This window comes from Methanomicrobiales archaeon (assembly GCA_030019205.1).
Lineage (GTDB): Archaea > Halobacteriota > Methanomicrobia > Methanomicrobiales > JACTUA01 > JASEFH01.
The window spans coordinates 33474-58191 of sequence record JASEFH010000013.1; the positions used below are offsets into that span (position 1 = coordinate 33474).

Annotated in this window: 24 protein-coding genes; 9 read left to right on the forward strand and 15 right to left on the reverse strand. The window is 65.6% G+C overall.

Annotated elements, in window-relative coordinates; genetic code table 11:
- Positions 1-20 precede the first annotated feature (20 nt).
- A complete protein-coding gene (locus QMC96_08335; GenBank protein ID MDI6876762.1) occupies positions 21-713 on the reverse strand; it encodes a TIGR04283 family arsenosugar biosynthesis glycosyltransferase in 693 nt (230 codons plus the stop codon).
- A 227-nt stretch (positions 714-940) separates the two neighbouring features.
- Here QMC96_08335 and QMC96_08340 point away from each other — a divergent pair, with 227 nt between their 5' ends.
- From QMC96_08340 to QMC96_08350, 3 genes are all read left to right on the forward strand, one after another.
- Positions 941-1615 carry a TIGR04282 family arsenosugar biosynthesis glycosyltransferase gene (locus QMC96_08340; protein MDI6876763.1) on the forward strand — a complete coding sequence of 225 codons (675 nt, stop codon included), beginning with the start codon at positions 941-943 and terminating at the stop codon, positions 1613-1615.
- Positions 1616-1755: 140 nt separating this feature from the next.
- Positions 1756-2100 carry a hypothetical protein gene (locus QMC96_08345; GenBank protein ID MDI6876764.1) on the forward strand — a complete coding sequence of 115 codons (345 nt, stop codon included), beginning with the start codon at positions 1756-1758 and terminating at the stop codon, positions 2098-2100.
- 634 nt (positions 2101-2734) lie between these two features.
- A complete protein-coding gene (locus QMC96_08350) occupies positions 2735-3310 on the forward strand; it encodes an HD domain-containing protein (protein MDI6876765.1) in 576 nt (191 codons plus the stop codon).
- 208 nt (positions 3311-3518) lie between these two features.
- Here the strand turns inward: QMC96_08350 and QMC96_08355 are convergent, their stop codons facing one another.
- The 5 genes from QMC96_08355 to QMC96_08375 are packed head-to-tail and all read right to left on the reverse strand — an operon-like array spanning position 3519 to position 8156.
- Positions 3519-5450: an agmatine deiminase family protein gene (locus QMC96_08355; GenBank protein ID MDI6876766.1), complete on the reverse strand. Its 1932-nt coding sequence runs from the start codon at positions 5448-5450 to the stop codon at positions 3519-3521.
- 56 nt (positions 5451-5506) lie between these two features.
- A complete protein-coding gene (locus QMC96_08360; GenBank protein MDI6876767.1) occupies positions 5507-5923 on the reverse strand; it encodes an NUDIX domain-containing protein in 417 nt (138 codons plus the stop codon).
- A gap of 24 nt (positions 5924-5947) precedes the next feature.
- Positions 5948-6550 carry a uracil-DNA glycosylase gene (locus QMC96_08365; GenBank protein MDI6876768.1) on the reverse strand — a complete coding sequence of 201 codons (603 nt, stop codon included), beginning with the start codon at positions 6548-6550 and terminating at the stop codon, positions 5948-5950.
- A 6-nt stretch (positions 6551-6556) separates the two neighbouring features.
- On the reverse strand, positions 6557-7324 hold the full coding sequence (locus QMC96_08370) for a 2,3-bisphosphoglycerate-dependent phosphoglycerate mutase (GenBank protein MDI6876769.1): 768 nt from the start codon (positions 7322-7324) through the stop codon (positions 6557-6559).
- Positions 7325-7355: 31 nt separating this feature from the next.
- Positions 7356-8156 (reverse strand): epoxyqueuosine reductase, encoded by an 801-nt coding sequence (locus QMC96_08375; GenBank protein ID MDI6876770.1) that lies wholly within the window; start codon positions 8154-8156, stop codon positions 7356-7358.
- A gap of 337 nt (positions 8157-8493) precedes the next feature.
- Here QMC96_08375 and QMC96_08380 point away from each other — a divergent pair, with 337 nt between their 5' ends.
- Complete coding sequence (locus QMC96_08380) at positions 8494-9402, forward strand: hypothetical protein (protein MDI6876771.1); 909 nt, start codon at positions 8494-8496, stop codon at positions 9400-9402.
- 672 nt (positions 9403-10074) lie between these two features.
- Here the strand turns inward: QMC96_08380 and QMC96_08385 are convergent.
- Both QMC96_08385 and QMC96_08390 read right to left on the reverse strand, forming a co-directional pair.
- Entirely contained in the window at positions 10075-10821 is a 747-nt protein-coding gene (locus QMC96_08385) for a class I SAM-dependent methyltransferase (protein ID MDI6876772.1), read from the reverse strand.
- A 903-nt stretch (positions 10822-11724) separates the two neighbouring features.
- The gene (locus tag QMC96_08390; GenBank protein MDI6876773.1) at positions 11725-12036 is read right to left on the reverse strand and encodes an MscL family protein; all 312 of its coding nucleotides are present in this window, start codon (positions 12034-12036) and stop codon (positions 11725-11727) included.
- 157 nt (positions 12037-12193) lie between these two features.
- Here QMC96_08390 and QMC96_08395 point away from each other — a divergent pair, with 157 nt between their 5' ends.
- The 3 genes from QMC96_08395 to QMC96_08405 all read left to right on the forward strand — a co-directional run bounded on the left by QMC96_08395 (position 12194) and on the right by QMC96_08405 (position 14084).
- Positions 12194-12727, forward strand: a complete 534-nt coding sequence (locus QMC96_08395; GenBank protein MDI6876774.1) for a DUF6125 family protein — start codon at positions 12194-12196, stop codon at positions 12725-12727.
- A gap of 522 nt (positions 12728-13249) precedes the next feature.
- On the forward strand, positions 13250-13735 hold the full coding sequence (locus tag QMC96_08400; protein ID MDI6876775.1) for a deaminase: 486 nt from the start codon (positions 13250-13252) through the stop codon (positions 13733-13735).
- 55 nt (positions 13736-13790) lie between these two features.
- Positions 13791-14084, forward strand: coding sequence for a hypothetical protein (locus QMC96_08405; GenBank protein ID MDI6876776.1), 294 nt, complete (start codon positions 13791-13793; stop codon positions 14082-14084).
- Positions 14085-14145: 61 nt separating this feature from the next.
- On the opposite strand, the gene QMC96_08410 is transcribed toward QMC96_08405, so the two are convergent.
- The 4 genes from QMC96_08410 to rbcL all read right to left on the reverse strand — a co-directional run bounded on the left by QMC96_08410 (position 14146) and on the right by rbcL (position 17889).
- Positions 14146-14484 (reverse strand): DsrE family protein, encoded by a 339-nt coding sequence (locus QMC96_08410; protein ID MDI6876777.1) that lies wholly within the window; start codon positions 14482-14484, stop codon positions 14146-14148.
- A gap of 77 nt (positions 14485-14561) precedes the next feature.
- Entirely contained in the window at positions 14562-15893 is a 1332-nt protein-coding gene (locus tag QMC96_08415; protein ID MDI6876778.1) for a DEAD/DEAH box helicase, read from the reverse strand.
- Between the two features lie 22 nt (positions 15894-15915).
- Positions 15916-16263, reverse strand: a complete 348-nt coding sequence (gene eif1A / locus QMC96_08420; GenBank protein ID MDI6876779.1) for a translation initiation factor eIF-1A — start codon at positions 16261-16263, stop codon at positions 15916-15918.
- A gap of 333 nt (positions 16264-16596) precedes the next feature.
- Entirely contained in the window at positions 16597-17889 is a 1293-nt protein-coding gene (gene rbcL, locus QMC96_08425) for a type III ribulose-bisphosphate carboxylase (GenBank protein MDI6876780.1), read from the reverse strand.
- Between the two features lie 285 nt (positions 17890-18174).
- Here rbcL and QMC96_08430 point away from each other — a divergent pair, with 285 nt between their 5' ends.
- A complete protein-coding gene (locus tag QMC96_08430; protein ID MDI6876781.1) occupies positions 18175-18999 on the forward strand; it encodes an ATP-binding cassette domain-containing protein in 825 nt (274 codons plus the stop codon).
- Positions 19000-19038: 39 nt separating this feature from the next.
- On the forward strand, positions 19039-19182 hold the full coding sequence (locus QMC96_08435) for a hypothetical protein (GenBank protein ID MDI6876782.1): 144 nt from the start codon (positions 19039-19041) through the stop codon (positions 19180-19182).
- 44 nt (positions 19183-19226) lie between these two features.
- Here the strand turns inward: QMC96_08435 and QMC96_08440 are convergent, their stop codons facing one another.
- From QMC96_08440 to QMC96_08450, 3 genes are all read right to left on the reverse strand, one after another.
- A complete protein-coding gene (locus QMC96_08440) occupies positions 19227-20417 on the reverse strand; it encodes an FAD-dependent oxidoreductase (protein MDI6876783.1) in 1191 nt (396 codons plus the stop codon).
- A 404-nt stretch (positions 20418-20821) separates the two neighbouring features.
- On the reverse strand, positions 20822-21253 hold the full coding sequence (locus QMC96_08445; GenBank protein ID MDI6876784.1) for a response regulator: 432 nt from the start codon (positions 21251-21253) through the stop codon (positions 20822-20824).
- A complete protein-coding gene (locus QMC96_08450) occupies positions 21250-24627 on the reverse strand; it encodes a PAS domain S-box protein (GenBank protein ID MDI6876785.1) in 3378 nt (1125 codons plus the stop codon). The genes QMC96_08445 and QMC96_08450 overlap by 4 nt, the downstream gene beginning before the upstream one ends.
- Positions 24628-24718: the final 91 nt, after the last annotated feature.

Below are 24718 nucleotides of genomic sequence, written 5' to 3' on the forward strand. Positions count from 1 at the left end.
CCGATCCGGCGGCTCCCTGCCTACTTCTCCACCACGTAGCGGACGAGGAAGGCGGGGCGCACGCCCAGGGCATTGAGGAGGATGGCGAGCAGGTAGACGGCCGTCAGGGCGTACTTCCCCTTCTGCAGGTAGCGCCGCGGCGAGACCGAGATGTAGCGGTCGAGCTGGACCAGCCGCCCCCTCCGCCTCGCCCTGCGGCAGAGTTCGAGGTCCTCCATGAACGGCAGGGGGTCGTATCCCCCGAGGGAGAGGAAGACGTCCTTCCGCATGAAGATGCCGAAGTCCCCGAAGTACATCGGCGTCACCCGCACGAGGCGGTTCCAGACGGCGCTCTCCGTGCGGAGCAGGAGGTCCCGGCTCCGGAAGGAGTGGCGGAACGCTCCGCCGATCGCGCCGTCGGCCTTCAGGGTCTCTCGGATCCGCAGGAGAGAATCCGCCGGGATGCGGCAGTCCACGTGCAGGAAGAGGAGGATATCGCCCTCCGCCTCCTGAACGCCTCGGTTCATCTGGACGGCCCGCCCCCGCTCCGAGACGATCACCTTCAGCGGACGGGGAAAGCCCCCGCGGCAGCGCTCCACCTCGGCGAGCGTGCGGTCCGAACTGCCGCCGTCCACCAGGATCAGCTCGAACTCCCCGGCAAGGTTGCGGTGGTGGGAGAGGAACGGCTCGATGCTCTCCTCCTCGTTCAGTACCGGGGTGACGATCGAGATCATGGCAGTCCTTATGCACCCCCTTCCGGCGGGACTCTCTATTAAACCTCTCGGTTCGGGTGCAGATGAGCGTTGCGGCCTCCCCCAGGCTACGGGGGACGTTCCGGGGCGTGATCCGTGGCCGGCGGCGAGCGACATCCCCCGATGCCCGGAAGAGCCGCCGTGACCCGAGAGAGCGGCCCAAAGGTTATTCAGGAGAGAGCCCGATACCGTCCTGCGGGTTGCGCGCGATGGATGCGATCGTCGTCATGGCCAAGGCCCCCCAGCCGCACCGGGTGAAGACCCGCCTGATCCCGCCGCTGACGGGCGGGGAGGCGGCCCGGCTCTACCACGGTTTCCTGCTGGACAAACTGGACCAGGTGCTGCACGTCGGCAGCCCGGCCCACCGCGTCATCGCCTACACCCCGGACGACGCGGAACCCTTCTTCCGCGCTCTCGCAGGGAACCGCTACCGCCTGCTCCGCCAGGCAGGGGGAGACCTGGGAGAGCGGCTCTCCTCCGCTGCCGGATCTCTCTTCGCAGAAGGCTGCCGGCGGGTGCTGCTCCTGGACAGCGATACTCCGCACCTCCCGCCGGCGTACATCCAGAGCGGGCTCATGGCTCTGGAGAGATCCGACGTCGTCATCGGCCCCTGCGACGATGGCGGCTACTACCTGGTGGGCATGCGGCGGCACACGCCCGCGCTCTTCCGCGGCATCCCCTGGAGCACGCCGGCCGTGACGGCCCGCACGATCCGGAGAGCCGGGCAGCTGGGACTGACGGTCGCCCTGCTGGATCGCTGGTTCGACGTGGACACGATCGCCGATCTCGTGCGCCTGAAGCGGGATCTGGAGTCGGGCGGGGACTCCGGTCAGTTCCCCTGCGTCCACACCCGCACCGCTCTGCTCGATCTGGATCTCCCCTGACCGCCGCAGGGGCGTGGTCGGCCGTGCGGCTCCGATGCGGCGTTACAGGAGGAATCGGGTCGCCGATCGAACCAAAGACTAATATTCCGGGAGCATTCTAAGGGATGCCGGACGATAACCGGTCACAGGAGTGCTGGACCATGGCAGAGTACGAGTTGAGAGACGATTCGAGCGTAGGGGCGTTTGTGAGGGCCAGGATTCGGGATTTCGAGAGGGAGCATCCCGGGGGATCGGTGTATGTCGCCGACAACCGCGGGATGTGGGACGTGCGGTTCACCTACGGGCGGGGGAGCGATCAGCGGGGGACCGCGTATATCGGCGCCCCCGAGGCCGTCGGGCAGGCGACCCGCCTCCGCTGGCCCCCGGGGCAGCGGGCGGATATCGACAGGATCACCTTCGAGAATACGGCCGGCCTCGAGGGGTTCATCCTGGCGGTACTGCGGTTCGAGAGCGGGGAGGAGAAGCCGAAGGCGACATCGATCTGACCCCGCCCATCGGATCCCCGGGAGGTCCGTTTCGCCCGTCAGAGATTCCGCCACCTCCCGCGGGGCGGGCGGCCGCCTCCGCGGGAGGCCTGGCCTCCCATTCTCGCCACGCGTTCTCTCGTCTCTGCTGATGCCGTCTGCAGACCCCTCTTTCCGTGCGGGGCGTTTCCTCCGGCCCGTGCAACCCGCCGCCGGGTCTCGATGTCCGCGGATGCCAGGCCTCTTCTGGATCGCATTGTCATGCCGCTCCTCCCGGGTGCCGCCAGCGTGCCGGGGGATGGGGGCTGGCGGGCATCCCCGTTCACTCCTGTTCCGATCGCGCTCCCGGCGGGAACCGCGGCGCACCGGGTGAGTCCACCCTCTCCCGCGGCATGCGGGCCCCGGCAACGGCCGGCGATCCGTTCCCGCCTCTCTTCCCTCCGGGCGGGATCCGGTCAGGTCCAACCCCCCGGGGCTCTGCCGATTGTCCATGCCGGTATAAAGCGTTATCGGCCGCATTCCAGAAAACGGGATGAAACCTGCCCTTTTACAGGATCGGCCCGTTCGGCGCGCCCGATGCGGAATGCGGGCGAGAATACCCCTCTGGCGAGGGCGGGGGGGACCGTGACGGGAGTCGCGCCCAGGATCAGGGTTTATGGGTGCGGGCGACCACCTCTCCTGCATGAACGCCGATGAAGCCCGGAGACTGCTCTTTCAGTACGTGCAGAAGGAGAGCCTGATCAGGCACTCCCTTGCCACCGCCGCGATCCTGCGGCGGGTGGGGGAGCACCTGGGCCAGGATGCGGAGCGGTGGGAGGTGATCGGGATCCTGCACGACATCGACTACGAGGTGGTCGGGGGGGACATGCAGCGGCACGGCGCCGTGGGTGCCGGGATCCTGCGGGAGCACGGGGTGGATGCGGATATCGCGGAGGCGGTGCGGCGCCACAACGATATGGTCTGCGGCAGTTCCGATGCGCCGCTCGATACCGCGCTCCAGGCCGCCGACAATATCTCCGGGCTGATCATCGCCGCCGCGATGGTGAAGGGCGGGGCGATCTCCGGGGTCAGGGCGGACACGGTTGCCAAGAAGATGAAGGAGAAGGCGTTTGCCGCCGGGTGCCGCCGGGAGAAGGTGCGGGAGATCGAGCGGCTGATGGATCTTGCCACCTTCTACCGCCTGGCAGTCGAGGCGCTGCAGGGGATAAAATCCGATCTCGGGCTCCACTGACACGGCATGCCCGCCATCGAACCGCCCTGATGACGAAGATCGGGGGACAGGCCGTGCCCGTCTGCGGGAGACGCTGCGGGCGGGAGAAGGGGGCACCGGAAGGGTTCCCTCCGATCCCTGCCATCTCCCGTTCCCCATACCCGCCCGCGGGGGGAGGGGGAACGCGCCCTCTCATCCCCCGATTCCCCTCCGCTGCGCGACAGGCCCGTCAGCAGAACCGGTGAGGGGCGGGTGACTGCCGGGACGGCTGCTGCTGGGTGATGCAGTGGAGGGTGCCCAGCCCCCGGACCATCGCCCGGCCGTCGATGCCCACCACCTTCCGGGAGGGGAAGACGCCCTGCAGGATCTCGAGCGCCCGGCGGTCGTTCCGATGCCCGAACGTCGGGACCAGGACGACGGTGTTGCCGATGTAGAAGTTGGCGTAACTGGCGGGAAGCCGCTCCTCGTCGCCGACGCGGCCGGGCATCGGCAGGGGGACGACCGTGAACGGGTTATTGTCCTGGTCCCGCGCCCGCCGCAGGATCGCGTGGTTCTCCTCCAGGATCGCGTGGTTCGCGTCTCCCGCATCCTCCTCCCGCGCGCAGACGACGGTGTTCGGTCCGACGAACCGCGCGATGTCGTCGATGTGGCCGTCGGTGTCGTCCCCGGCGATCCCCTCTTTGAGCCAGACGATCCTTGATACTCCGAGGTACTCCTGGAGGTAGCCTTCGATCTCCCCGCGGGAGAGGCAGGGATTGCGGTTCGGGTTGAGGAGGCACTGCTCTGTCGTCAGGACGGTGCCCCGCCCGTTCACCTCGATGGACCCGCCCTCGAGCACGATATCGGGGCGGAATGCCATAAGACGCAGCTCCCGGTTGATCTTGGCGGGAACGTGCGTGTCCCGCATCAGTTCCGGGTATTTCTCCCCCCAGGCGTTGAAGATCCAGTCGACCATCGCGAGACGGCCCCCCTCCCGGTTGACGACGAACGTGGGGCCGTAGTCGCGGAACCAGACGTCCGCGTAGCCCAGGACATGGAAACGGATCCGATCGAGCGGGACGCCCGCTCCGCCCAGCAGCCCCCGCACCCGCTCCTCCATGGCGGGATCGCCGACGAGGAGCTCCACGCGCTCTCCCGTGCTGACGGCTTTTACGATGGCGGCATACGCCCGTTCGACCTCCCCGAGATCCGGGAACGTGGTGCTGTCGTGCGGCCAGGCAAGCCAGACGGCATCGTGCCGCTCCCATTCCGCCGGCATACGGTAGCCCTGCTTACGGGGCGTCCCCGCACGGTCCCGCACGGGGACCGCGCCGCCCGCCGGAACCAGCGGCAGGTAGGTCGCCGGGCAGCGGTTCTCCAGGAATCCCCAGCCCTCCCGCACCTGCCGGTTCATGCCGAGATCGAGATCGGCGATCAGGATCCCCTCCTCCGTGCCGCCCCGTGCGAGCACCTTCCCGAACGCGTCGCAGACGAACGAGCTCCCCCAGAAGAGGATCTCGCCCTCCCGCCCCACGCGGTTGACGGCGGCGACGTGGATGCCGTTGGCAATCGCGTGCCCCCGCTGGACGGTCTCCCAGGCCTCGCGCCAGTCGCCCTCCGGGGGCTCCAGGCCCCGGATCCTCCCGATGGCGGTGGGGTAGAAGATGATGTCCGCCCCCATCAGGGTGACCGCCCGGGCCGCCTCGGGGAACCACTGGTCGTAGCAGATGAGCACGGCAAACCGCCCGAACTCCGTGCTGTAGACCTCGTAGCGCTCTCCCGCCCGGAAGTAGCGCTTCTCGTAGAAGAGGGGATCGCACGGAACGTGCACCTTGCGGTAGACGGGCAGGATGCACCCGTCGGTATCGACGACCGCCACCGCGTTGTAGCCGCCCTCCCCCGCACGCTCGTAGAGGGGGACGACGATCACCGCGTGGTGCTCCCGTGCGAGGGCGGCGAACGCCTCCGTGGACTCCCCGGGGATGGACTCGGCGTACCGGGCGGCATCCGCCGACGCGGACTGCGGGAAGTAGGGGGTGCGGTAGAGTTCCGGGAGGCAGAGGATCTCCGCCCCCTGCTCCAGGGCGGACGCCGCGTAGCGCAGGGTCTTCTCCAGGTTCTTCTCGAGATCCTCCGATACGGCCGTCTGGACAAGTCCGATTCGAACTGTGCGGGCATTCATAGGGTTTCCATCCATGGGCGATCCCACCGCGGCGCGGCAGACGTCGCGGGAGCGCGTCAGGGCTTCTTCTCCAGGAACGCGTGCGCCTTCATCAGCACATCCCGGGTGTTCTGGAACGTGGCCTGGGCCAGGGCCTTGTCGTAGGGCAGCCACTTGTAGCCGATATGCTCGAAGGAGAGGACCACGTCCGCCTGGTCGGTCTCCATCAGGAAGTAGACCACCTCCTTGTAGACCGTGCGACCGCGGGCGCGGAAGAAGTAGTTGATCTCCTCGCGGAACCCGGGGACGAAGCGGGCGTCCGCGATCCCCGTCTCCTCCCGCAGTTCGCGGACAGCGGCCTCTTCTCCGCTCTCCCCGCGCTTTGCGTGCCCTTTCACCAGATCCCAGTGCCCGGCCTCGTACTGCAGCAGGAGATAGAGCCGCCCGTCGGCATTTCGGACTACGACGGCACCATAGGATCTCTCTCGGGGCATGCAGGGTCGTCTCCCGGCGGGGAGTCAGGGCGATGGGCTCTCCAGCTCTCGCTGTACTATTCGGAACTCTTCTTCAAGTCTTTTTCGATACGAGGGGTTATACAGCCCCGCCGCCGGGTGCAGGGCCGGCACGATCCGCAGGCGGCGGCCGAAGAGATCCGCGGTGAAGACTCTGCCCGTCACGTCCGTGATGCGCTCGAACTCGACCGGGATCCGCCCCAGGATGTAGCGGGCGGAGTGCCGCCCCAGCGTGACCAGAATCTCGGGCGAGACGAGCTCGATCTGGCGGTCGAGGTAGGGGGAGCAGATCTCGATCTCGCAGGCCCGGGGATCCCGGTTCCCCGGCGGGCGGTGCTTGACGACGTTGCCGATGAACACGTCCCCGCGGGAGAGTCCGATTCCCTGCAGGAGGGAATCGAGAACCGCCCCCGCCCGCCCGACGAACGGGCGTCCGCTCTCGTCTTCGCGCTCCCCCGGCGCCTCCCCGACGAGCATCAGGCGGGCCTCGAGGCTGCCCTCACCGGGGACCGCCTGGCGGGCCGTCTTCCAGAGCGGGCACTTGCGGCACCCGCGGATCTCCCCGGCGAGGGCGGCCATCTGCTCCCCGCGGGACGGTATCGGCGGCATCTCCTCTCACCTATACAGAGGATGGAGGTTTATACTCTTCTCTCCCTTCCCCCGTTCACCCGCAGCGGGGATCGCCGCCTGCCGCCCGTCCAGGATCCGCCGATCGACGACGGCAAGCGCGGGGCTCACCGTATAGACCAGGGGCAGGGCGGTCGGCAGGTCGATCCGGGCGATCGCATCGGGCGGTATCCGCTCCAGGCGGAGGATCAGCGCCCGCAGAGTGGTGCGGTGGGAGACCACGATCACGTTCCTGCCGCCCCGCAGCGCGGGGGCGATCCCGTCGCGCCAGCAGGGGAGGAGTCGGTAGAGGGCGTCCTCGAGCGACTCCGCGGAGGGGATCCGGTCCGGGTCCAGGTGCGCGTACCGGGGATCGTGCAGCGGGTGGCGGGGATCGGTCTGCGGCAGCGGCGGGGGGCGGGCGTCGAACGCGTTCCGCCACCGCTCCACCGCGCTCCGCCCGAACTCGCGGTAGAGGTCCTGCCGGGTCCGCCCCTCCAGCAGCCCGTAGTGCCGCTCGTTCAGCCGCCAAGAGCAGCAGACGGGCAGGTGCGGGCAGTCCAGGGCGGCGGTCACGATCGCGAGGGTCCGCACCGCCCGCTTCAGCACCGAGGCGAACCCGCAGTGCGGGACGATGCCCCCCTCCCGGATGCGGGCGGCAGCCGTCTCGGATTCCCGCACGCCGCGTTCGGAGAGATCGGGATCCGCCCACCCGCTCAGCCGCCCCTCCGCATTCCACGCGCTCTCCCCGTGGCGGAGCAGGATCAGGTGCGCCATGCACCTCCCCCGGAGGGGCGATGGCCGCCGTCTACTCTCTCCCGCCATACCGCTGCACGTGCTCCCGGGCCTTCCGGTATCTCCCGTCCCGATCCCCGCCGATCGACGCACCCGTCCGCCCGTAGAACCTCCAGTCCTCCCCGACGGGGCAGACCGCGATGCAGATGCCGCAGGGCGAGACGCCTCTGCGGTTCAGCGCGGCGCTTCTGGCAGCGCAGGCCCGCCGGTCCGTCAGGCTCTCGGGATACTCCCCGCCCTCCAGCGCATGCGCCGGGCAGAGCCGCACGCACTGCAGGCAGCGGGTGCAGAGGTCGCCCGGGAGGATCGGATCCGGCGGGATCTCCGCCGCGGTGAAGACGGACCCGAAGCGGACCCTCGGGCCGTACTGCGGCGTGAGGAGGGTGTTGTTCACCCCGAACGTCCCCAGCCCCGCGAGGAAGGCGGCATGCCGCTGCGAGAAGAAGGCGATCGGGTTGTTCAGGAGCGCCTCGACGCCCGCATACCCGTCCCGGGGAACGAAGACGGAGGGATGGCCCTGCTCGTTCAGGAATGCGGCCAGCCGGTACGTGTACTGGTCCAGGTGCGCGTTCACCGCGGTGTAGAGCTCGCGGTAGTAGATGGAGGGGGCCGTCTCGACCACCGGCAGGTGGACGGGCAGGCCGATCACGACCACCGAGCGGGCCTCGGGGAAGATGGACTGCGGGAAGAACTCCGGCGGCACCCAGGGCTCGAACGGCGGATCCTCCCAGCGCTCCACGTTCGCCACCCCGACGAGGGGGATCTCCATCCGGCGGCAGCGGCGCCGGAGGGACCGCTTCAGATCGGCACGCATATCCTCAGGTACTCGTACGCAGCCTCCCATAATCGTATCCGCGTAATACGGAATCTGAACAATGACCATGTGATGGTGTAAGGGAGAGTTTGAGGGGCAGAATAATGCACTGAATGCCATCAGGGATCCCATGGATTTCATCGATCGTCATTACGAAGTTCCGATTACCCGTGGTCTCAACAGGTTCATCATCGGCTAATGGGACATCGTTGTTCCCATAGAAGATGGGACACGTTTAACAGCATATTACGCACCCCTTCAAATGCCTAATACTCTGCAAAGCCATGCAACACAATCTTTATTGTTCGTTATGTAGATTACCCAAAACGGTGCGAGTATGTCTGGATTGCGAGATTGGTTGTTGGGAAAGTGTAGCGATCCTGTTGAACAGTATCTCCTTGAAGTATACAAAGGACTGCGTTATCATGCTACTTGGGAGCCGAATAGTCCATTGGAAGTGGGAGATATTGGGACTGTAAAGAACAATCAGTTTATATACGAATCGGACCTCGAATCGAAAGGAATCGATTTTAAAATTCGTAAAGATCGAACAAAAGGGGATATGTTTTATGCGTCAGAAGGTGGAGTGAACTTCTTCGCAAAAGCTGCAGGAAACGCCAATATCATAAAGGGGTTGCTGGGTGGAGTAGAAGCAGATTTCGCGATTCAATTTAAAAGAAAAAACGCGACGTATCTATCCCTCGGAGAGACGTTAACCCACTCCATTCGCGATCAACATGCCGTGGCAAAAGAAATCGAACAAAGATATCATGATGGGAAATGGGAATCAAATTGGGCTGTCGTTACGGAGCTGATTGAGGCGAAAAACGGCATCATTCTGATATCTGGAGAGAAAGAGTCCAGTGTGGGATTAAATCTTGCAGGCGAAGGGAAAATCCCCTACACCGACATTAATCTTGCTAACGCAAAGGTAGGTCTGCAATTAGTGGGAGGCCATTCCCTATTTCGTAAATTCTGTACTTGTGAAGGAATCACCCCCCTTCTTAAAATTTTCCAGATGGAAGAGCAGATACAAACGACGAAGCAACCGCTGAGATATTCAGGATATAAGGGGGCGCACATAGATTATGCGAGAGAAAATGGCAGTACATTTACAATCCCGGGGGAAACCAGGGTGGATCGGCGTATGCACTCCAACGAGGCGAAATTTAAACCTATAGAAACAAAGGCGAAATTTGTTGAAAAGGAACTTGATGTATCGCAGTTTACATCCTATACAGTTTAAATCCTATATATAGGAGAGATTGTTCATTCATCGATTGGGCAAGTATGTGATCCGCGGCCAAACTTGCCCAGTCTCGCTAACGCAGGGGTGGAGCCAATAGCCCCTCGGGTAAGCTACCGAGGGGCAACATTCTTCAATTATGCCCTGAAACCAGAAATTAGGGAAGAAGACTAAGTTCCCTCCTTCTTCAGTCAGGATCGGTACGCCCATACCACCTATGCCCTGCAGCGAGAGATGAAAGCACTCGATATCCTGACTGATTAAGCCTTCCAGAACGGCGATGCTCATCAGGTCATCACGTATTTAGACGAGTATGGGTTTACCATCGTTCCAGCCGCTCAACCCATCGTACGCGTTCAATGCTTTTCCTCACGCTTAGCTTATGATCTTGAACTTCTCGTGATAGGTCATCCCATCTTCACATACGGCATTTAATCGATTTCTGCACAATAATTGAGCCCTTTGCCACAATATTTTCCAATCTACCTCGTGTAATATGGTGCAGGCAGAGATCGCTGATAGAATGCGGAAGTATACTCCTTTGGCCTGAAACCTGTCCGAGTGTTTCAGCCATGTGATCTCGGAATGCGAGCGGGGCGGGGAACGGGAGGGGTCCGGGCATCGGAAAAGCTTGCCCGTTGACAATCCGCCCGATCTCCCCGCGGTCCCGCATCACCGCGCCATCAGCGCGAACACGCCCCATCCGAGGTATTCACGCGTGTACGCGGCGTATCGTCTTGGCTCCTGAGCCAGTCTGGCTCTGACATCGTTCGCGAAGTCGTCGTCGGGATTCGCGTCGAGCCATCGGCGCATGGTGAGCCACTTGGCCGCCTCGTACCTGTCCCAGCCTTCCTGGTCGGCCAGGACCATCTCCACAACGTCGTAGCCGAGGTCGCCAAAAGACGCGAGAAGTTCCGGAAGCCTGAGAAAGTCGGAGATGGAATGGGCTTCGCATCCCCGGGCAACGTCTTCCGTCGGGGGCAACTTCCGCCAGTAGGGCTCGCCGATGAGGATGATTCCCCCGGGGCGGAGACTCTTCGCCAGAAGGCGGATGGTGCCGGCGACTCCCCCGCCGATCCACGTGGCACCGAGACAGGCTGCCACATCGACCTTCCCGTCGGCGACGTAGCCGGCAGCGTCGCCGTGGATGAACTGGACGCGATCGGCGACTCCGAGTTCTTCGGCGCGGAGTTTCGCCTGCTCGGTGAACAACGGGCTCAGGTCGATGCCGACGCCGGCGATCCCGTAATCGCGTGCCCAGGTGCAGAGCATCTCGCCCGAACCGCTGCCGAGGTCGAGCACACGGGCCCCCGGTTCCAGGCGCAACGCTGCGCCGAGAGTGGCGAGATTTTCTGGTGTGAACGGGTTATGGATGCGGTGAGCACTCTCGGCAATGGTGAAGATCCGCGGGATATCCATCGTACAAACTCCGATTACTGCGTTGTGCACGAACGGGCATATACCCTTCGTGACCGGAGTGGATAAAGGGTTTGAACTATCCCGCTACAGCCCCAACGGTTCGATTTGTCGCTCCGGTGTTCCGTACGGAAACCTGAACGCGCACTCTTTCATAAACAGGGGGAAGAATCCGGCCGGATCCCCCTATCGCTCATCAGCACTCTTCCGGCCGGATTCCCCAAAAAATTTTCAAATGCCATTGCTATGATTCTCACCCCCCCCGGCAGCGCGGGGTAAAGGATTCATCCGCTGATGGCGAAACCTGCCGACCTCCAACGCCCTGGAACGCTTCTGTCTGCAGGGACAATGGCTCCCGGGGGCCATTTTAGCGATCACGGGCATGAGCCCTGATCTTTTGGTGTCTTCAACAGCGACCGTGTACACGGTGCCGCCTCTCTGAGACGCAGCTGCTTTCCCGGCCGCACCTCTTCCTCGTTCGCATCCGCGCACACCGCCAGACACGGCTCCCATCAGGCTCAATACAGCCATTAAAATAACTTCACCGCCCTGAAGCGCCGGATGATGGGAGAGGGTGTGCCGGATCTTCGGTATCGAAAAGAGCTGCCGTAGGGGGGGGAACGGCAGATTCGCTGCCGATCCGGCGGTACCTTCCCGCACGGGATAGTCAAGCCGCCCGTGTTGCGTAATTTTTATTTCAGTCGGTTGGCTTCATGGATTTGCCCGCTGGCCCGTCCGGTACAGCCCCAAAAACGGGCTGGCGTGAAAAAATGCACGGTTTACCCGCCCCCGGGAGCCTCCCCGGCGACCGCACGAGCGGGGAGGGTGCAGAGCCCCTCCGGCGGAGAGGACGTCCCGGGGCATGTTCCACCTCCGATGGGGATCGCGGCAGAGCCAGAAAACATTTCAGATCTTCTTGACCTTCTCCTGCTTGAGCAGCATCTTGGCGATCAGGAAGATCACGAACGCGATGATGATGAAGTAGATGACATCGGAGAGGAACGGCCCCCACCCGAAGATGAAGGGGCCGACGGCCAGAGTCGCCGTCTGCCAGTCCCCTCCGGTGGCGGCAATCGCCGGGTTGATCAGCGGCATCACGACGTTGTCCACGAGAGATTTCACCAGCTGGTTGGCGGCGACGCCCATGATGAAGGCGATGGCCAGCGCGACGACCTTGTACTCGTTCAAGAACTCGATGAATTCCTGGAACAGACCCATATTTGACACCTTACGGGAATGTTCCCGCGATGACAGGATAAAGGCAGCGATTCGTATCGCCGCGGGGCTTCTCTTCGTCCCCCCGCGCTTCGCCGCAGACGAAAACCGGAATTCAGCCGGATACATTTTTTTCGAGAGAAGGGTACAGTGATAAGCGATGAATCGCGAGATCCTGGAGAGGATGAGCCGGGAGGATCTCGAGAGCTATCTGGAGTTCCTCCTCTGGCACTACCGGGTGGTGGATGCGTTCTGGTTCATCTACGTGGCCGAGCAGTTCGGCCAGCCCACCGCGGAGCGCCTGAACGAACGGGTATGGGGCCGTGTCGCGGGCATGGCGGCGCGGGACATCAGATCGCGGTTCGCCATCGCGGAGGGGGGCCTCGAGGGGTTCGTCCGGGCGCTGAAGCTCTTCCCCTGGGCCATCATCGTGAACTACGAGATCGAGGTGCGGGACGGAGAGGTGATCCTGACCACTCCCTCCTGCCCGACCCAGGAGGCGCGGCTGCGCCGCGGTCTTCCGGAGTACGTCTGCCGGGAGATGCACCGTGCCGAGTTCACGAGTTTCGCCCGCGAGATCGACGAGCGGATCCGCGTCGAGTGCATCCACGCCCCGCCCGATCCGCACCCGCCGCATCGCTTCTGCATGTGGCGGTTCTTCCTGGAGGATGGCGGGGAAAAGACGCCCCGGTGACTCCGAAAATTTTCGGAGTCGAAGCAGTCTTTATCCCCTGCACGAACCGGGGATTCCGTCGATGCCGCACGGGAGATCGGGTGCTGCTGCAGGGTTTCTGATCGTCCTGATCGCCGCTGCGGGGGGGGGGCGCCGGTCCTGAACGGCACGGAATGGATCCTCTCCGCGTACTCCCCGGCGGCGACGCGGCGCCCGTGCTGAACGGGACGACCGTCACCCTGCGGTTCCGCGGGCACACCGTATCGGGGTCGTCCGGCTGCAACCAGTACTTCGCAGACTGCGCCGCGGAGGGATCCGCCATGCGGTTTTCGAACATCGGGTCCACCGAGATGAACTGCGGCGCGCCCGCCGTCATGGAGCAGGAGAGCCGGTCCCTGGGCGCGCTGGAGTCCGCGGGGGTGTATGCCGTGGACGGGGACCGTCTCTCGATCCGGGACGGCAGCGGAGCGGAGATCCCCGCGGATCCCCGGCTCCAGCCCAAAGGAGCAGATTTTTCCCTCCCCTGCTCCAACCCTCTCCGTCATGCGAACCAACAGGCACATCTATTTCCTGGATCTGGCTCTCCGGTGTGCCCACCAGGGCACCTGCCTGCGGCGCAACTTCGGCGCGATCATCGTGGACGAGTACAACACCATCGTCTCGACCGGCTACACCGGCGCTCCGCGGAAGCAGCTGGACTGCACCGAGATCAGGAAGTGCTGGAGGCAGGAGCACCATATCCCCTCGGGTTCGAACTACGAGAAGTGCCGCAGCGTGCACGCGGAGATGAACGCCCTGATCCAGGCCGGCAAGCAGGCGCGGGGGTGCACGCTCTACCTGGCGGGCTTCGAGGTGGGATCGGAGCAGCCGGCGAAGATCTGGCCCTGCTTCCTCTGCTCGAAGATGATCGTCAACAGCGGGGTGAAGAGCATCGTCATGCGGACCGGCGAGACCGAGTACCTGGAGATGGACCCGATCCACCTCTACCAGATGCGGAGCCGGGAGGCGATGGGGGAGGGGGACGCCTGATCGGGGTCCGCGGATCCCCGCCTTTTTTCTACCCGGACCGCCCAGATCACTATCCATGCACGAGAAGAGCGGTCATTTCGAACGGGGCCGCTGGGTGGAGGACCCGGCAGCCGGGCCTGCTCCTGCGGAAGCCCCCGCCGCCCCCGCCATCGATCAACTGGGCAGCGAAGCCCTCCAGTCCGTCCAGAAAGCGGTGGACGATGTACTCCGCTTCGGCCGCCACCTCTTCCTGACGCCGGAGGGGCGCGAGCAGATCGAGAGGAAGGTCCAGAAGACCGCCGCAGAACTGGAACAGGCGATCCAGTCGGTGGCCGAGGCCGCCCGAAAGAGGGTGGAGAAGAAGGAGTAGGGGGGTATACGGGCATCCCCCTGCTCCCGGGGGTTCATCGTTCTCCCGGCGGGGGAACCCGCTACGGGCGGATGTAGAAGAACCCCTCCGCCTGCCGCCGCACGATCTCGCCCATGGCGGCCGGGCAGATCTCCACGCCCTCGATCAGCATCTCCCCGCCGACCCCGAAGGCCCGCATCGCGTTCGAGCAGGCGACGAACCGTACTCCCTTCTGCATCAGCTCCCGGATGGCGCCCGCGCGGTGGTTCGGTCTCTGGATGAGCATCAGGACGGCTTCGTAGTTCACCACGACCTCGACCTCTGCCTCGCCCATGTCCAGCAGGGCGTTCCGTGCGTTCGTCAGGACGAGATCCGCCTTGCCGTACTCGTCGATGTGGATGAGAATCCTGTAGTGCGCCATGATGCTGATAGATACGGAGGATAGGGTTATGAACGCTTGGAAACGGCACGGCGCCTGCGGGGGACCGCGGGGATGCGTCAGCGTTCTCTTCCGCCCGTGCTCTCCTGGATCATGAGCATCTTCAGGAGGGCGGCCGCCACCTCGAGCGAGGTGTAGTCCAGGCGCTGCAGCCGTTCGACGAGCAGGATGTACGGCTCCAGCTTCTCCGCCTCCAGCACCTCCTGCACCCGGTCCAGGAGGATGCTGGCCCGCGCCTCCTCCACCTCCACGGGCGAGGGGATCGGCTGCTGCGCGATCGTCGTCCCGGTGAACCGCTGGATCTCCCGCAGTTTCTGGACCTCGCGGCCGGAGACGAAGGTATAGGCGCGTCCGCCTCTCCCCATGCGCCCGGTCCGCCCGATGCGGTGGACGTAGTACTCCTCGTCCTGCGGAACGTCGTAGTTGACGACCGCCTCGATCCCCCCGACATCGATGCCCCGCGCGGCGACATCGGTCGCCACCAGGATCTCGGTCTCGCCGCTGCGGAACTTTCCCATCACCCGCTCCCGCTGCGACTGGCCCATGTCCCCGTGGAGACCCTCCACGGAATACCCCCGCGCTTGCAGCGTGTTCACCAGGTCGTCCACCTTCCGCTTGGTGTTGCAGAATACGAGCACGGACCGGAAGGCCTGGAGATCGACGAGCCGGGAGAGGAGATCGGCTTTGTGCCGCTCCTGCACCTCGAAGTAGTACTGCTCGATCCCCGGCACGGTCAGCTGGCGGTGCGTCACCTTCACGAAGAGCGGCTCGTGCTGGAACTGCCGTGCCAGGTCGAGGATCCCCTGCGGCATGGTGGCGGAGAAGAGCACCATCTGCCGCTGGCGGGGGATCCCGCGGAGAATGGTCTCGATGTCGTCGTAGAACCCCATGTCCAGCATCTCGTCCGCCTCGTCCAGCACGACCAGCCGCACGGCGTCGAGGGAGAGCGTCCCCCGCCGCATGTGGTCCATCACCCGCCCGGGCGTGCCGATGACGATCTGCACCCCCCGGCGGAGCGCGCTTATCTGCCGCTCGATCGGCGCCCCGCCGTAGACGGGGAGGACCTGGATCCCTTTCCGGTAGCGGCCGATCTTGCGGAGCTCGTCGGAGACCTGGATCGCCAGTTCCCGGGTGGGGCAGAGGACGATCGTCTGCACCCGCCGATCGCGGGGATCGGCCATCTCGAGCGCGGGGATGCCGAAGGCGGCGGTCTTCCCCGTGCCCGTGTACGCCTGTCCGACCACGTCCCGCCTCTCCAGGATCGGGAGAATGGCCAGGGACTGGATGGGGGTGGGCTCTTCGAACCCCATATCCCCGATCCCCCTCTGCACCTCGCGGGAGAGGGGGAGATCGGCAAAAGAGATCTTCTCGGCCGCAGTCTCAGCTCTCATCGACTTCAAGACCTGCGGCTGCCTAGAGATAATTATTTCGCCGCAGCCAGGCGACCTGCGGGCGGGTATAGCGGTAGAAGATGTCGCACTTCTCGTCCTGGAAGTTCCAGGGGACCACGATCAGCACGTCCCCCTCGCGGATCCAGACCCTCTTCTTCATCTTTCCCCGTATACGCCCCAGGCGTGTGACGCCGTCCCCGCACCGCACCCGGATATGGTTGCCGCCCATCATCAGGTCGGCAATCCCGAATATCTCCTTGTTCCGTTTCTTGGGCAGCCGTACGCGAATGCACTCCGTCCCGGCGTCGTTTACCTCCTCGACATCGAAATCGGTATCCCTGTCGGTCCCCTGCTCTTTCCAGTGTGTCAGTTAATCCACTCCAATTTTTGATATTTCGATTATTTCAGCCACGGACAATGCCTGAAGGGTTATACCTTTGCCCCGCGGGACGATAAAGGTATGCCCCGCCCCCCGCGCTGCCGGAGGGGGTTCCGGCAGGGGGACGGTGAAGGGCGGCGGATCCCGGGGGCCGCACGGGTGCGGCGGGTCGTCCCCCTCCCGGTTGCAGGGGGATCGCGGGGCGGGGGGTGGATCGGGGAGGTCCCGCGAGCGGCAGTGTCGCGTACGCTCTTCGCGGATCGCCGTACGCGGTTCGGCCCGGCAGGCGAATGCCGCTCACCGGGCGCACCCGCCGCCGAACGGTTACCGTGGCTTGTACGTCCCCCACTTCTCGAGGGCCTCCCCGAGCTCCCGCGCGGTTTTCGCCTTCTCCTCGAGGGAGACGCCCTCCTTCCAGGCCTCGATCGCCTGCATGGTGGCCATCGCGCCGGCGCGGGTGCCCTTCGGGTGCCCGTGGATGCCGCCGCTCACGAGCAGGACGAGATCGGTCCCGTAGATGTCGAGCACGTCCGGCACGAGCCCGGGGTGCAGACCCCCCGAGGATACGGGGAACGCGCTCCTGATCTGCCCCCAGTCCTGGTCCAGGATCAGGCGGTCGACCGCCCGCGTGTGCGGCTCCCGCAGGATATCGGCGAGCACGGTGACCTCCGACCTGGTGCCGACCAGTTTGCCGACCGCGGTTCCGGAGTGGATCTGGCTCACGCCGATCAGCCGCATGATCTTGGCCAGGAACTGCATGCTGATCCCGTGCTTCCCGGACCGCGTGAACGCCGCGTGCATCGCGCGGTGGGCGTGGATGGCGAGACCGAGATCGGAGCAGTAATCCCGCAGGGTCATCACCGCCGACGTCCCGGCGACCACGACGTCGATCATCGCGTAGTTCCAGCCGTGGTCGGCGAGCATCTCGGCCCGTTTTTTCATCACCTCCGTCTCGGCGGTGATGTTGATGAGGGCGGACTTCCGCTCGCCGCTCTCCTGCTCGGCCCGCTCCCGCAGGCGGGTGAGCTGCTCCACCCGTTCCTCGAAGGGGTTGAACGCGGTCGACGTCAGGTTCTCGTCGTCCTTGACAAAATCGAATCCGCCCATCCAGGTCTCGTAGCCGACCTCTGCATGCTCTTTCGCCGTATACCCCACCTTCGGTTTCGGCACCGCTCCCGTCAGCGGGCGGTCGTGGACGTTCATCATCCGGCGGATGCCGTCCATGCCGAACGGCGGCCCCCGATAGTCCCGGATATACGCGGGAGGGAGGGTGGCGTCGATCAGCCGCAGGTTCGCGACGCCCTTCATCCCGAAGATGTTGCCGGCGATGCCGCTCATCAGCTGGGCTGCGTTTCCCGCCTCCCAGAGTTCGAGCGGGTAGGCGATCCTGACGTAGTTACCGTCGATCTCGAAGGCCTTCGCCTGTAGATCTCTCATGCGGGGCGGGAGCTGGTAGAGCGTGGTCCAGGTGCCGGTCGAGCTCTCCGAGGCGATCCGCCCGACCGCCTCCTCCCGGCTCATCCCCTCCGCCGGCTCGAAGTAGTAGAGGCATACCAGGTCGTCCTCCGCCGGCTCGTACCGCGTATCGACGAAGTCCCTGTACCAGTCGATTGCCATGGATATCAACCGGGAAATTACAGGCGGTCAACGTTTAATAACCTTGCACTTCGGCGGATTCCCGGGGGTGCGGGAGGGCTGCCCGGCCGGTTCTGCCGATCCCCGGACAGGCGGCGCTGCGGATCGCGATCGCGCCTGCGGACGGTTCGGGCTGGATCCTCCCTTCGCGGTTCCGTTCCCCGCGGCATCCCGCATGAACAGGTATTTCGGTGCGGAGGGTGCACAGTACACGTACTCGCGGACCGTGCCGCCCCGCGGGAGGGGGGTATCCGCGAACGGAACGGTATGGCGGTCGAGATGACGTACAGGGATCCCCCGGCATCCGCGCACCCTCCCCTCGTGGAGTTCAGGAACGTCAGCGTGGTGCGGGGCGGGCGGAGGGTGCTGGACTCGGTCTCGGTCACGATCGGCGAGGGGGAGAGCGTCGCCATCCTGGGGCCGAACGGGGCCGGGAAGACATCGTTTGTCAGGACCATCGCGCGGGAGTGCTACCCCCTGGCGCAGGACGGGGATACGATCGTGCGGATCCGGGGAAAGACGGCGTGGAACGTGTTCGAACTGCGCTCCCTGCTCGGGATCGTCTCCGCTGACCTGCAGCATGCGTTCATGCGGGAGATCGCCGGCAGAGACGTGATCCTCTCGGGTTTCTTCAGCAGCATCGGCCTCTTCCGCCATGCGGTGACACCGGCGATGGAGGAGAAGGCCCGCGCCGTCATGCGGTTCCTGGAGATCGAGCACCTGCAGGACCGCCCCATGACCACGCTCTCGGGCGGAGAGGGGCGCCGCTTCCTGATCGGGCGGGCGCTGGTGCACGACCCGAAGGCCCTCCTCCTCGACGAACCCACGACAAGCCTGGACCTGCACGCCCTGCACGCCTTCCGCCAGACGCTGCGGAAGATCGCGCGGGGCGGCACCGCCATCATCCTGGTCACGCACAACCTGCACGACATCCTCCCGGAGATCTCCCGCGTGATCCTGATGAAGGAGGGGCGTGTCTGGCGGGACGGGCCCAAAGCGGAGGTGCTGACCGACGGGTCCGTCGGCGAGGTGTTCGGTCTGCCGGTGCACGTGCGGGAGGAGAACGGCTGGTACTACGCGACGGGATTCTGACCGGCTGCAGTTCGGGGGCAGATCCGGATCGGCGGCCTCATGCCGCCGATAGAGGAGAACGGCGCAGGGTTCCTGCAGGAGGGATCGCTGCACGGTCCCAATGGCGGCTGGTTCATCTACCTCCTTCGGAGGATGGCGGTCTTTCTGCAGAAGGTGCAGAGAAGCGGCAGTGCCGGACCGTGAGACGATAGGGCGGACGGCGTCTCGCACTGGTATGCCCGATCATCTCACTTCAGCCGCATGCGCCGCGCCGCGTACTTCGCCAGCGCCACGATCGTCAGGATCGGCGGCCCTCCCGGCGCCTCCGGCAGCACCGAGGCGTCCGCAACGTACAGACCGCCCACCGCCGTCTCGAGATTCGTATCCACCGTCACGCCGATCCTCGCCGTTCCTCCCGGATGCGGGCCCCGCAGCGGTGCGATCGCGAACGTCGCGGGATCGGCGCCGGCCTCCCGCAGAATGGCGCCCGCGATCGAGGACCCGCCGGCGATGCGCTCCGCGTCCCGGGCGGTCACCCCCTTCACGACGGTCTCCCCGACGATCCCCGCGTCGTCGTCGCGGATCTTCACCATCATCCCGAGGATGTCGCCCGGGCCGACCTGCAGGCCCCTGTCCTGCAGCAGCGTCAGCAGCTGCCGCGAGTAGTGGGGCATCAGGAGACCGCCGTCGAACGGGATGTACGCTCCCATCGGGACATCCCGGTTGAACCCCGCCCCCCGGCAGACGCCGCCGATGGTCGCGAAGGTGTCGGCGAAGAGCGGGGAGGTGGGGAGGCCCAGGGGGGCGAGGAGCTTCGGGGTCTCCAGGGCTCCTGCCGCCAGCACCACGAGATCGTCGGCGATCTCCCGCCCGGCGCACCGCACCCCGGCGACCTCGCCGTGCCGCACGAGCACCGCCTCGACCTTCCTCTCCGTGATCACCTCCGCCCCGTTCTCCTCCGCCTCGCGGACGTAGCGGGCCGAAGTCCAGCGGGCCCCGGCAGGGCAGCCGAACCCGCACATCCCGTCCCGGGTGCACTGCGCGGGATCGATGAACTTCGGCATTTTGCGGGGCTGAAACCCGAGCGTGCGGGCGGCGTCCATGATGCGCCGCGTGCCCTCCCCGATGAGCGTGTCGGGGAGCTCCTTCACCCCGAGCTCCCTCTCCGCCTCCGCGTACTCCCGGGAGAGATCGATGCCGAGGGCTCCGAGTTCCTGCTCCAGGCACCGCAGTCCGTTCCCGGCGGAGACGGTCGTCGTGCCGCCGAGGCAGAAGACCCGCATCAGTTTGATGCCGGCGTCCACGTTCGCGTAGTGGCGGAGGGCGTCGCGCTCCGCGATCGCCGGGCCCCTCTCGATCAGCAGGACCGCGTGCCCCTGCGCCGCCAGCTCCCTCGCGACCGTCCCGCCGCCGGCACCGGAACCGACCACGATCGCCATACAGAGGAGAGGATTCCAGCGGATAAAAAATACGCGGAGAGCCCCCCTGCCGGGACTGCGGCGCCGGTGCCGGGGCGCGGAGGGGCTCCGGCGGGGGAACCGGGAGCCGCCGGGATCGCGTGCCCGGTTCCGCCGCGGTCCGCACACCCTCCTGCACGCCGCCGGATCGGGGCGGACCGTCCCGCCGCTGCCGGCATGTTCTCCGGGTTTCCTGCCTGCGCCGATGCGCGCAGTCTCCCCCTTGCGGGAATCGAGGGGAGGATTCCGCATCGCGGAAGATCGCGGATCTCCGGGGGCTCGCGGGCGGGCCACCCGCAAACGCGGCGTTCTCCTGCCTTCCGCGGGGGGTCGGGGGCATCGAGGGGCCTGCCGAACGCTGCCGCCGCAGCCCGGCGTCCCGCCCGTCACCGTCCGCGCCGCAATCCCAGGATCTCCGCGAGATCGTCCAGGACCGCCCGGATCGCAGCGAAGTACTCGTCCAGATCCGCAGGTTTGGTGATATGGCGGAGGATGGGCCGCTTCTGGAGTTCTGCCCGTTCTCCCGGGCCGACGGATCCCGCCAGCACCACGATCGGGATCCGCCGCAGCCGATCGTCGCGCTGGAGTTCGTCCAGCAGCTGGAGCCCGCTGCAGCGGGGCAGGTGCAGGTCCAGCAGGATGAGATCCGGCGGGGGTGCACCGGCATACGGCCCTTCCCGGCGCAGGAATGCCGCCGCCTCCTCGCCGTCGCCCACCACCGCGAGGCGGCCGGGCACCGCTGACTCGCGGAGGGCTTCCTGCATCAGTTTGACGTCTGCAGGATTGTCCTCGACGAGCAGGATCTCGATCGGATTCATGGACGGTCACGCCCCTGCGGAACCGGCTGCCGCGCCGCGGGGAGCGTGAAGTGGAACGTCGAGCCCTTCCCGGGCTCGGACTCGACCCAGATCCCGCCTCCGTGCCGCTCGACGATCCGTTTGACGATCGCGAGACCGATGCCGGTTCCTTCGTACCGTTCCCGCCCGTGCAGCCGCTGGAAGAGGTCGAAGATCTTCTCGCGGTGCTCCGGCTCGATCCCGATCCCGTTGTCCGCGACCGAGAACCGCACCGTGTCGCCCTCCCCCCGGGCCGATATGTGGACCGCCGCAGGGGTGTCCGCCCTGCCGAACTTGATGGCGTTCCCGACGAGATTCTGGAAGACCTGGCGGAGCTGGGAGGGATCGGCCAGCACGGGCGGCAGGGGATCCTGCGTGACCGCAACGTGTTTCTCTTCGATCGAGAGCTTGAGCATCTCCAGAGCCTCCCGCAGGACGGCCCCGGCATCCGTGGGTTCGAATGGTGTAGCCCGCGAATGGATCCGCGAGTATTCGAGCAGATCCGCGATCAGCGCCTGCATCCTTCTTCCGCCCTGCTCGATGAACCCGATGAAATCGTCGGCATCGGCATCCAGCCTCCCGCCGTACCGCCGCCGCAGCAGCTGCGCGTAACTGGTGATCATCCGCACCGGCTCCTGGAGATCGTGGGAGGCGACGTAGGCGAACCGTTCCAGGTCCGCGTTGCTCTGCTCGAGATTCTCCAGGGATCTCTTCAGCGCCTCCTCGGCACGCTTCCGTTCGGTGTTGTCGATCATGTAGCCTTTCGTTCCGACGAGGCTGCCACGGTCGTCGAAGACGCCGATGACGTTCTCGATCACGGGGATGGGGCTGCCGTCCTTCCGCTTCCGCAGCCTCTCATGCCCATCGAGTCTCTTCTCCTTCTCGAGACGCGCAAGGAGCTCCTCGCGCTCGGAGGGATCGGCATAGATGTCCAGGACGCTGGACGACAGCGCCTCTTCCCGGGAGAGAAACCCGAACATGCGGAGAAACGCGGGATTGCAGTCCAGGATCTCGCCTGCGCGGGAGCAGATGAAATTGCCGGTGATATCTTCGTTGAAGAGGCTCCTGTACTTCTCCTCGCTCTCCCGGAGGGCATTTTCGATGCGCTTTCTCTCGGAGATGTCGCGGACGTACTCGATCACCCCGGAGAGAGCGCCTGTCCGCTCGTCCACGAGGGGGAACGAGTGGAGGTCGAGCCATCCCCCTGCCTCACCGCCGGGCCCGCTCTTTCGCACCGTCCCGTGCGCGGGTTCTCCCGTCGCGAGAGTGCGGAGCGAGGGGCATGCCTCGCAGGGCTGCTCTCTTCCGTGGTATGCTTCATAGCACTTCTTCCCGGCGAGCGGCATGCAGTGGGCATACCACTCCTCCATGGCATGGTTCACCCGCAGAATGGACATATCGCAGTCGAGGATGCTGATCCCGTCCTGGATGCTGTGGAAGATGTCGTTCAGGAACTCCTCGCGCTTCTGGAGGGCGCGTTCGGCCTGCTCCCTCTCCCGGATCTCGCGGCGAAGGGACTCGACGGTGCGGGTGAGTTCGACGGTCTGCGAGGCCACGAGACGCTCGAGCTGGCGCCGGTGGATCTCGACTTCCTCCTCGAGCTGCCGGCGCGCCGTGATGTCCCGGGCGGTCCCGATCACGCGTTCCGCACGACCGGAGGCGTCGAAGACGGCTTTTGCGTGCACCTCGATCCACCGCACCTCCCCCGCCGGCAGCCCGATGCGGAACGTCTCCCGATGCGAACTGTCCCGATCCGCTTCGCGGATCGTCTTCCGCACCGCCTCGTCGATTCGGGGGCGATCCCCGGGATGGATCAGGCTCCGGAACCGCTCGAAGGTCACGGGATACATATCGGTGAGGGCGCGGAAGGCCGGTTCGAGATCCGTCAGACCGCTGATCCGGTCCTGGCGGATGTCCCATTCCCAGATCGATGTCCCGGAGGCGGCGAGGGCGAACCGCAGCCGTTCGGAACTCTCGCGGAGCTTCTCTTCCATCTGCTCCCGCACGATTCCGGACCCGACGAGATCGGCGACCGCCTCCAGGGCCTTGATCTCCGGGAACGTCCAGACGCGATCGCACCGGCATTCATCGAATCCGATGAAACCCCATACGCTCCCCCCGGCCCGGATGGGGACCAGGACGAGGGATCGGATCCCCTGCGGTTCGAGCACCTCCCGATCCGCAGGGGCCAGATCCGCCAGGGTGGCCGCCGCCGTCCGCCCCTGCTCGAGCACCTGGCGGAGCAGGGGGGTACGCCCGCCCTCCCAGCGGGGGTCCTGGGGATCCTCCCCGGGAGGGGCGATGCCGGGCGCCTTCCATGCGAACGTGCGGCGGATCCGAGCACCGCCGTCGCTCCCGGCCTGGCAGGCACAAATGCAGACCCGGCTGACGTCCGCGGCCCTGCCCAGAACCTCCAGGATCCCGGGGATGCTCGCGGAAACCGCGTGGTTCCGCAGGAAGGCGTGCGCAGAAAAGGTGAGCGCCTCCAGGATCGCGTCCCGGCGCTTCAGGGCCTCCTCGGCCCGTTTGCGTTCCGTGATGTCGCGGGAGGCGATGACGAGGCACCGCATGGAGGGATCGTCGAGCAGGTTGCTCCCCGTCGATTCCAGGTAGACCCAGGATCCGTCCTCGTGCCGGATCCGGAACGGGGCCGACAGCGCCGTTCCCGGTTCGGTCACGGCCCGCGCGAAGGCTTCGCGCACGGCAGCCCGATCGTCGCCGTGCACGTAGTCGAAGATGGACGCGCCGACCCGCTTCCCCGCGGGATACCCGAGAATCCGCCGGGTCGCCGGGCTCTCGTAGAGGATCCTCCCCTGACCGTCGACCATCGTGATGAGATCGGAGGAGTTCTGGACGACCGACCGGAACCGCGCCTCTTCCTCGCGGAGAGCCTGTTCAAGACGCTTCCTCGCGGTGATATCCCGCAGGTTGACGAGAATCGCCTCCGTGCCCGCGATGGCAATCTTCGTCCCGAGCCCCTCGATCCATCTCTCCTCCCCCTTCAGGTTCTGGATGCGGTACTCGTTCAGGATACCGCCCTCGCCGCCCTTCACGCGTTCGATGTCCCGGAGAACGGAGGGGAAGGAGTGCGGATGCACGAACCCGAGGACGTTCCTGCCGATAGCGTCCCCGGGATCCCCGAAGCCCGCCAGAGCGGCCCCGGCTCTGTTGGTGAACAGGACCGTTCCGTCCCAGTCCAGGACGACGATCGCATCGAGCGCGGAATCGATCAGGGCGCGGAGAACGTGCTCCCGCCCGCGGACCGTCTCCGCCGCCCGCTCCTGGAAGAGATCCCGGAGTGCCGCGGATCTGCTGTCGCGGGAAGAGAGCTTCCGTGTGCCACCGCCCCGGTGCACCGGGGCATTCTCATGCGGACAAACCATAGGGCATGCGGGGGTACTCTCAAAATTCACGGCATCGGCATATATTGATTGGCACGCTGAAGAT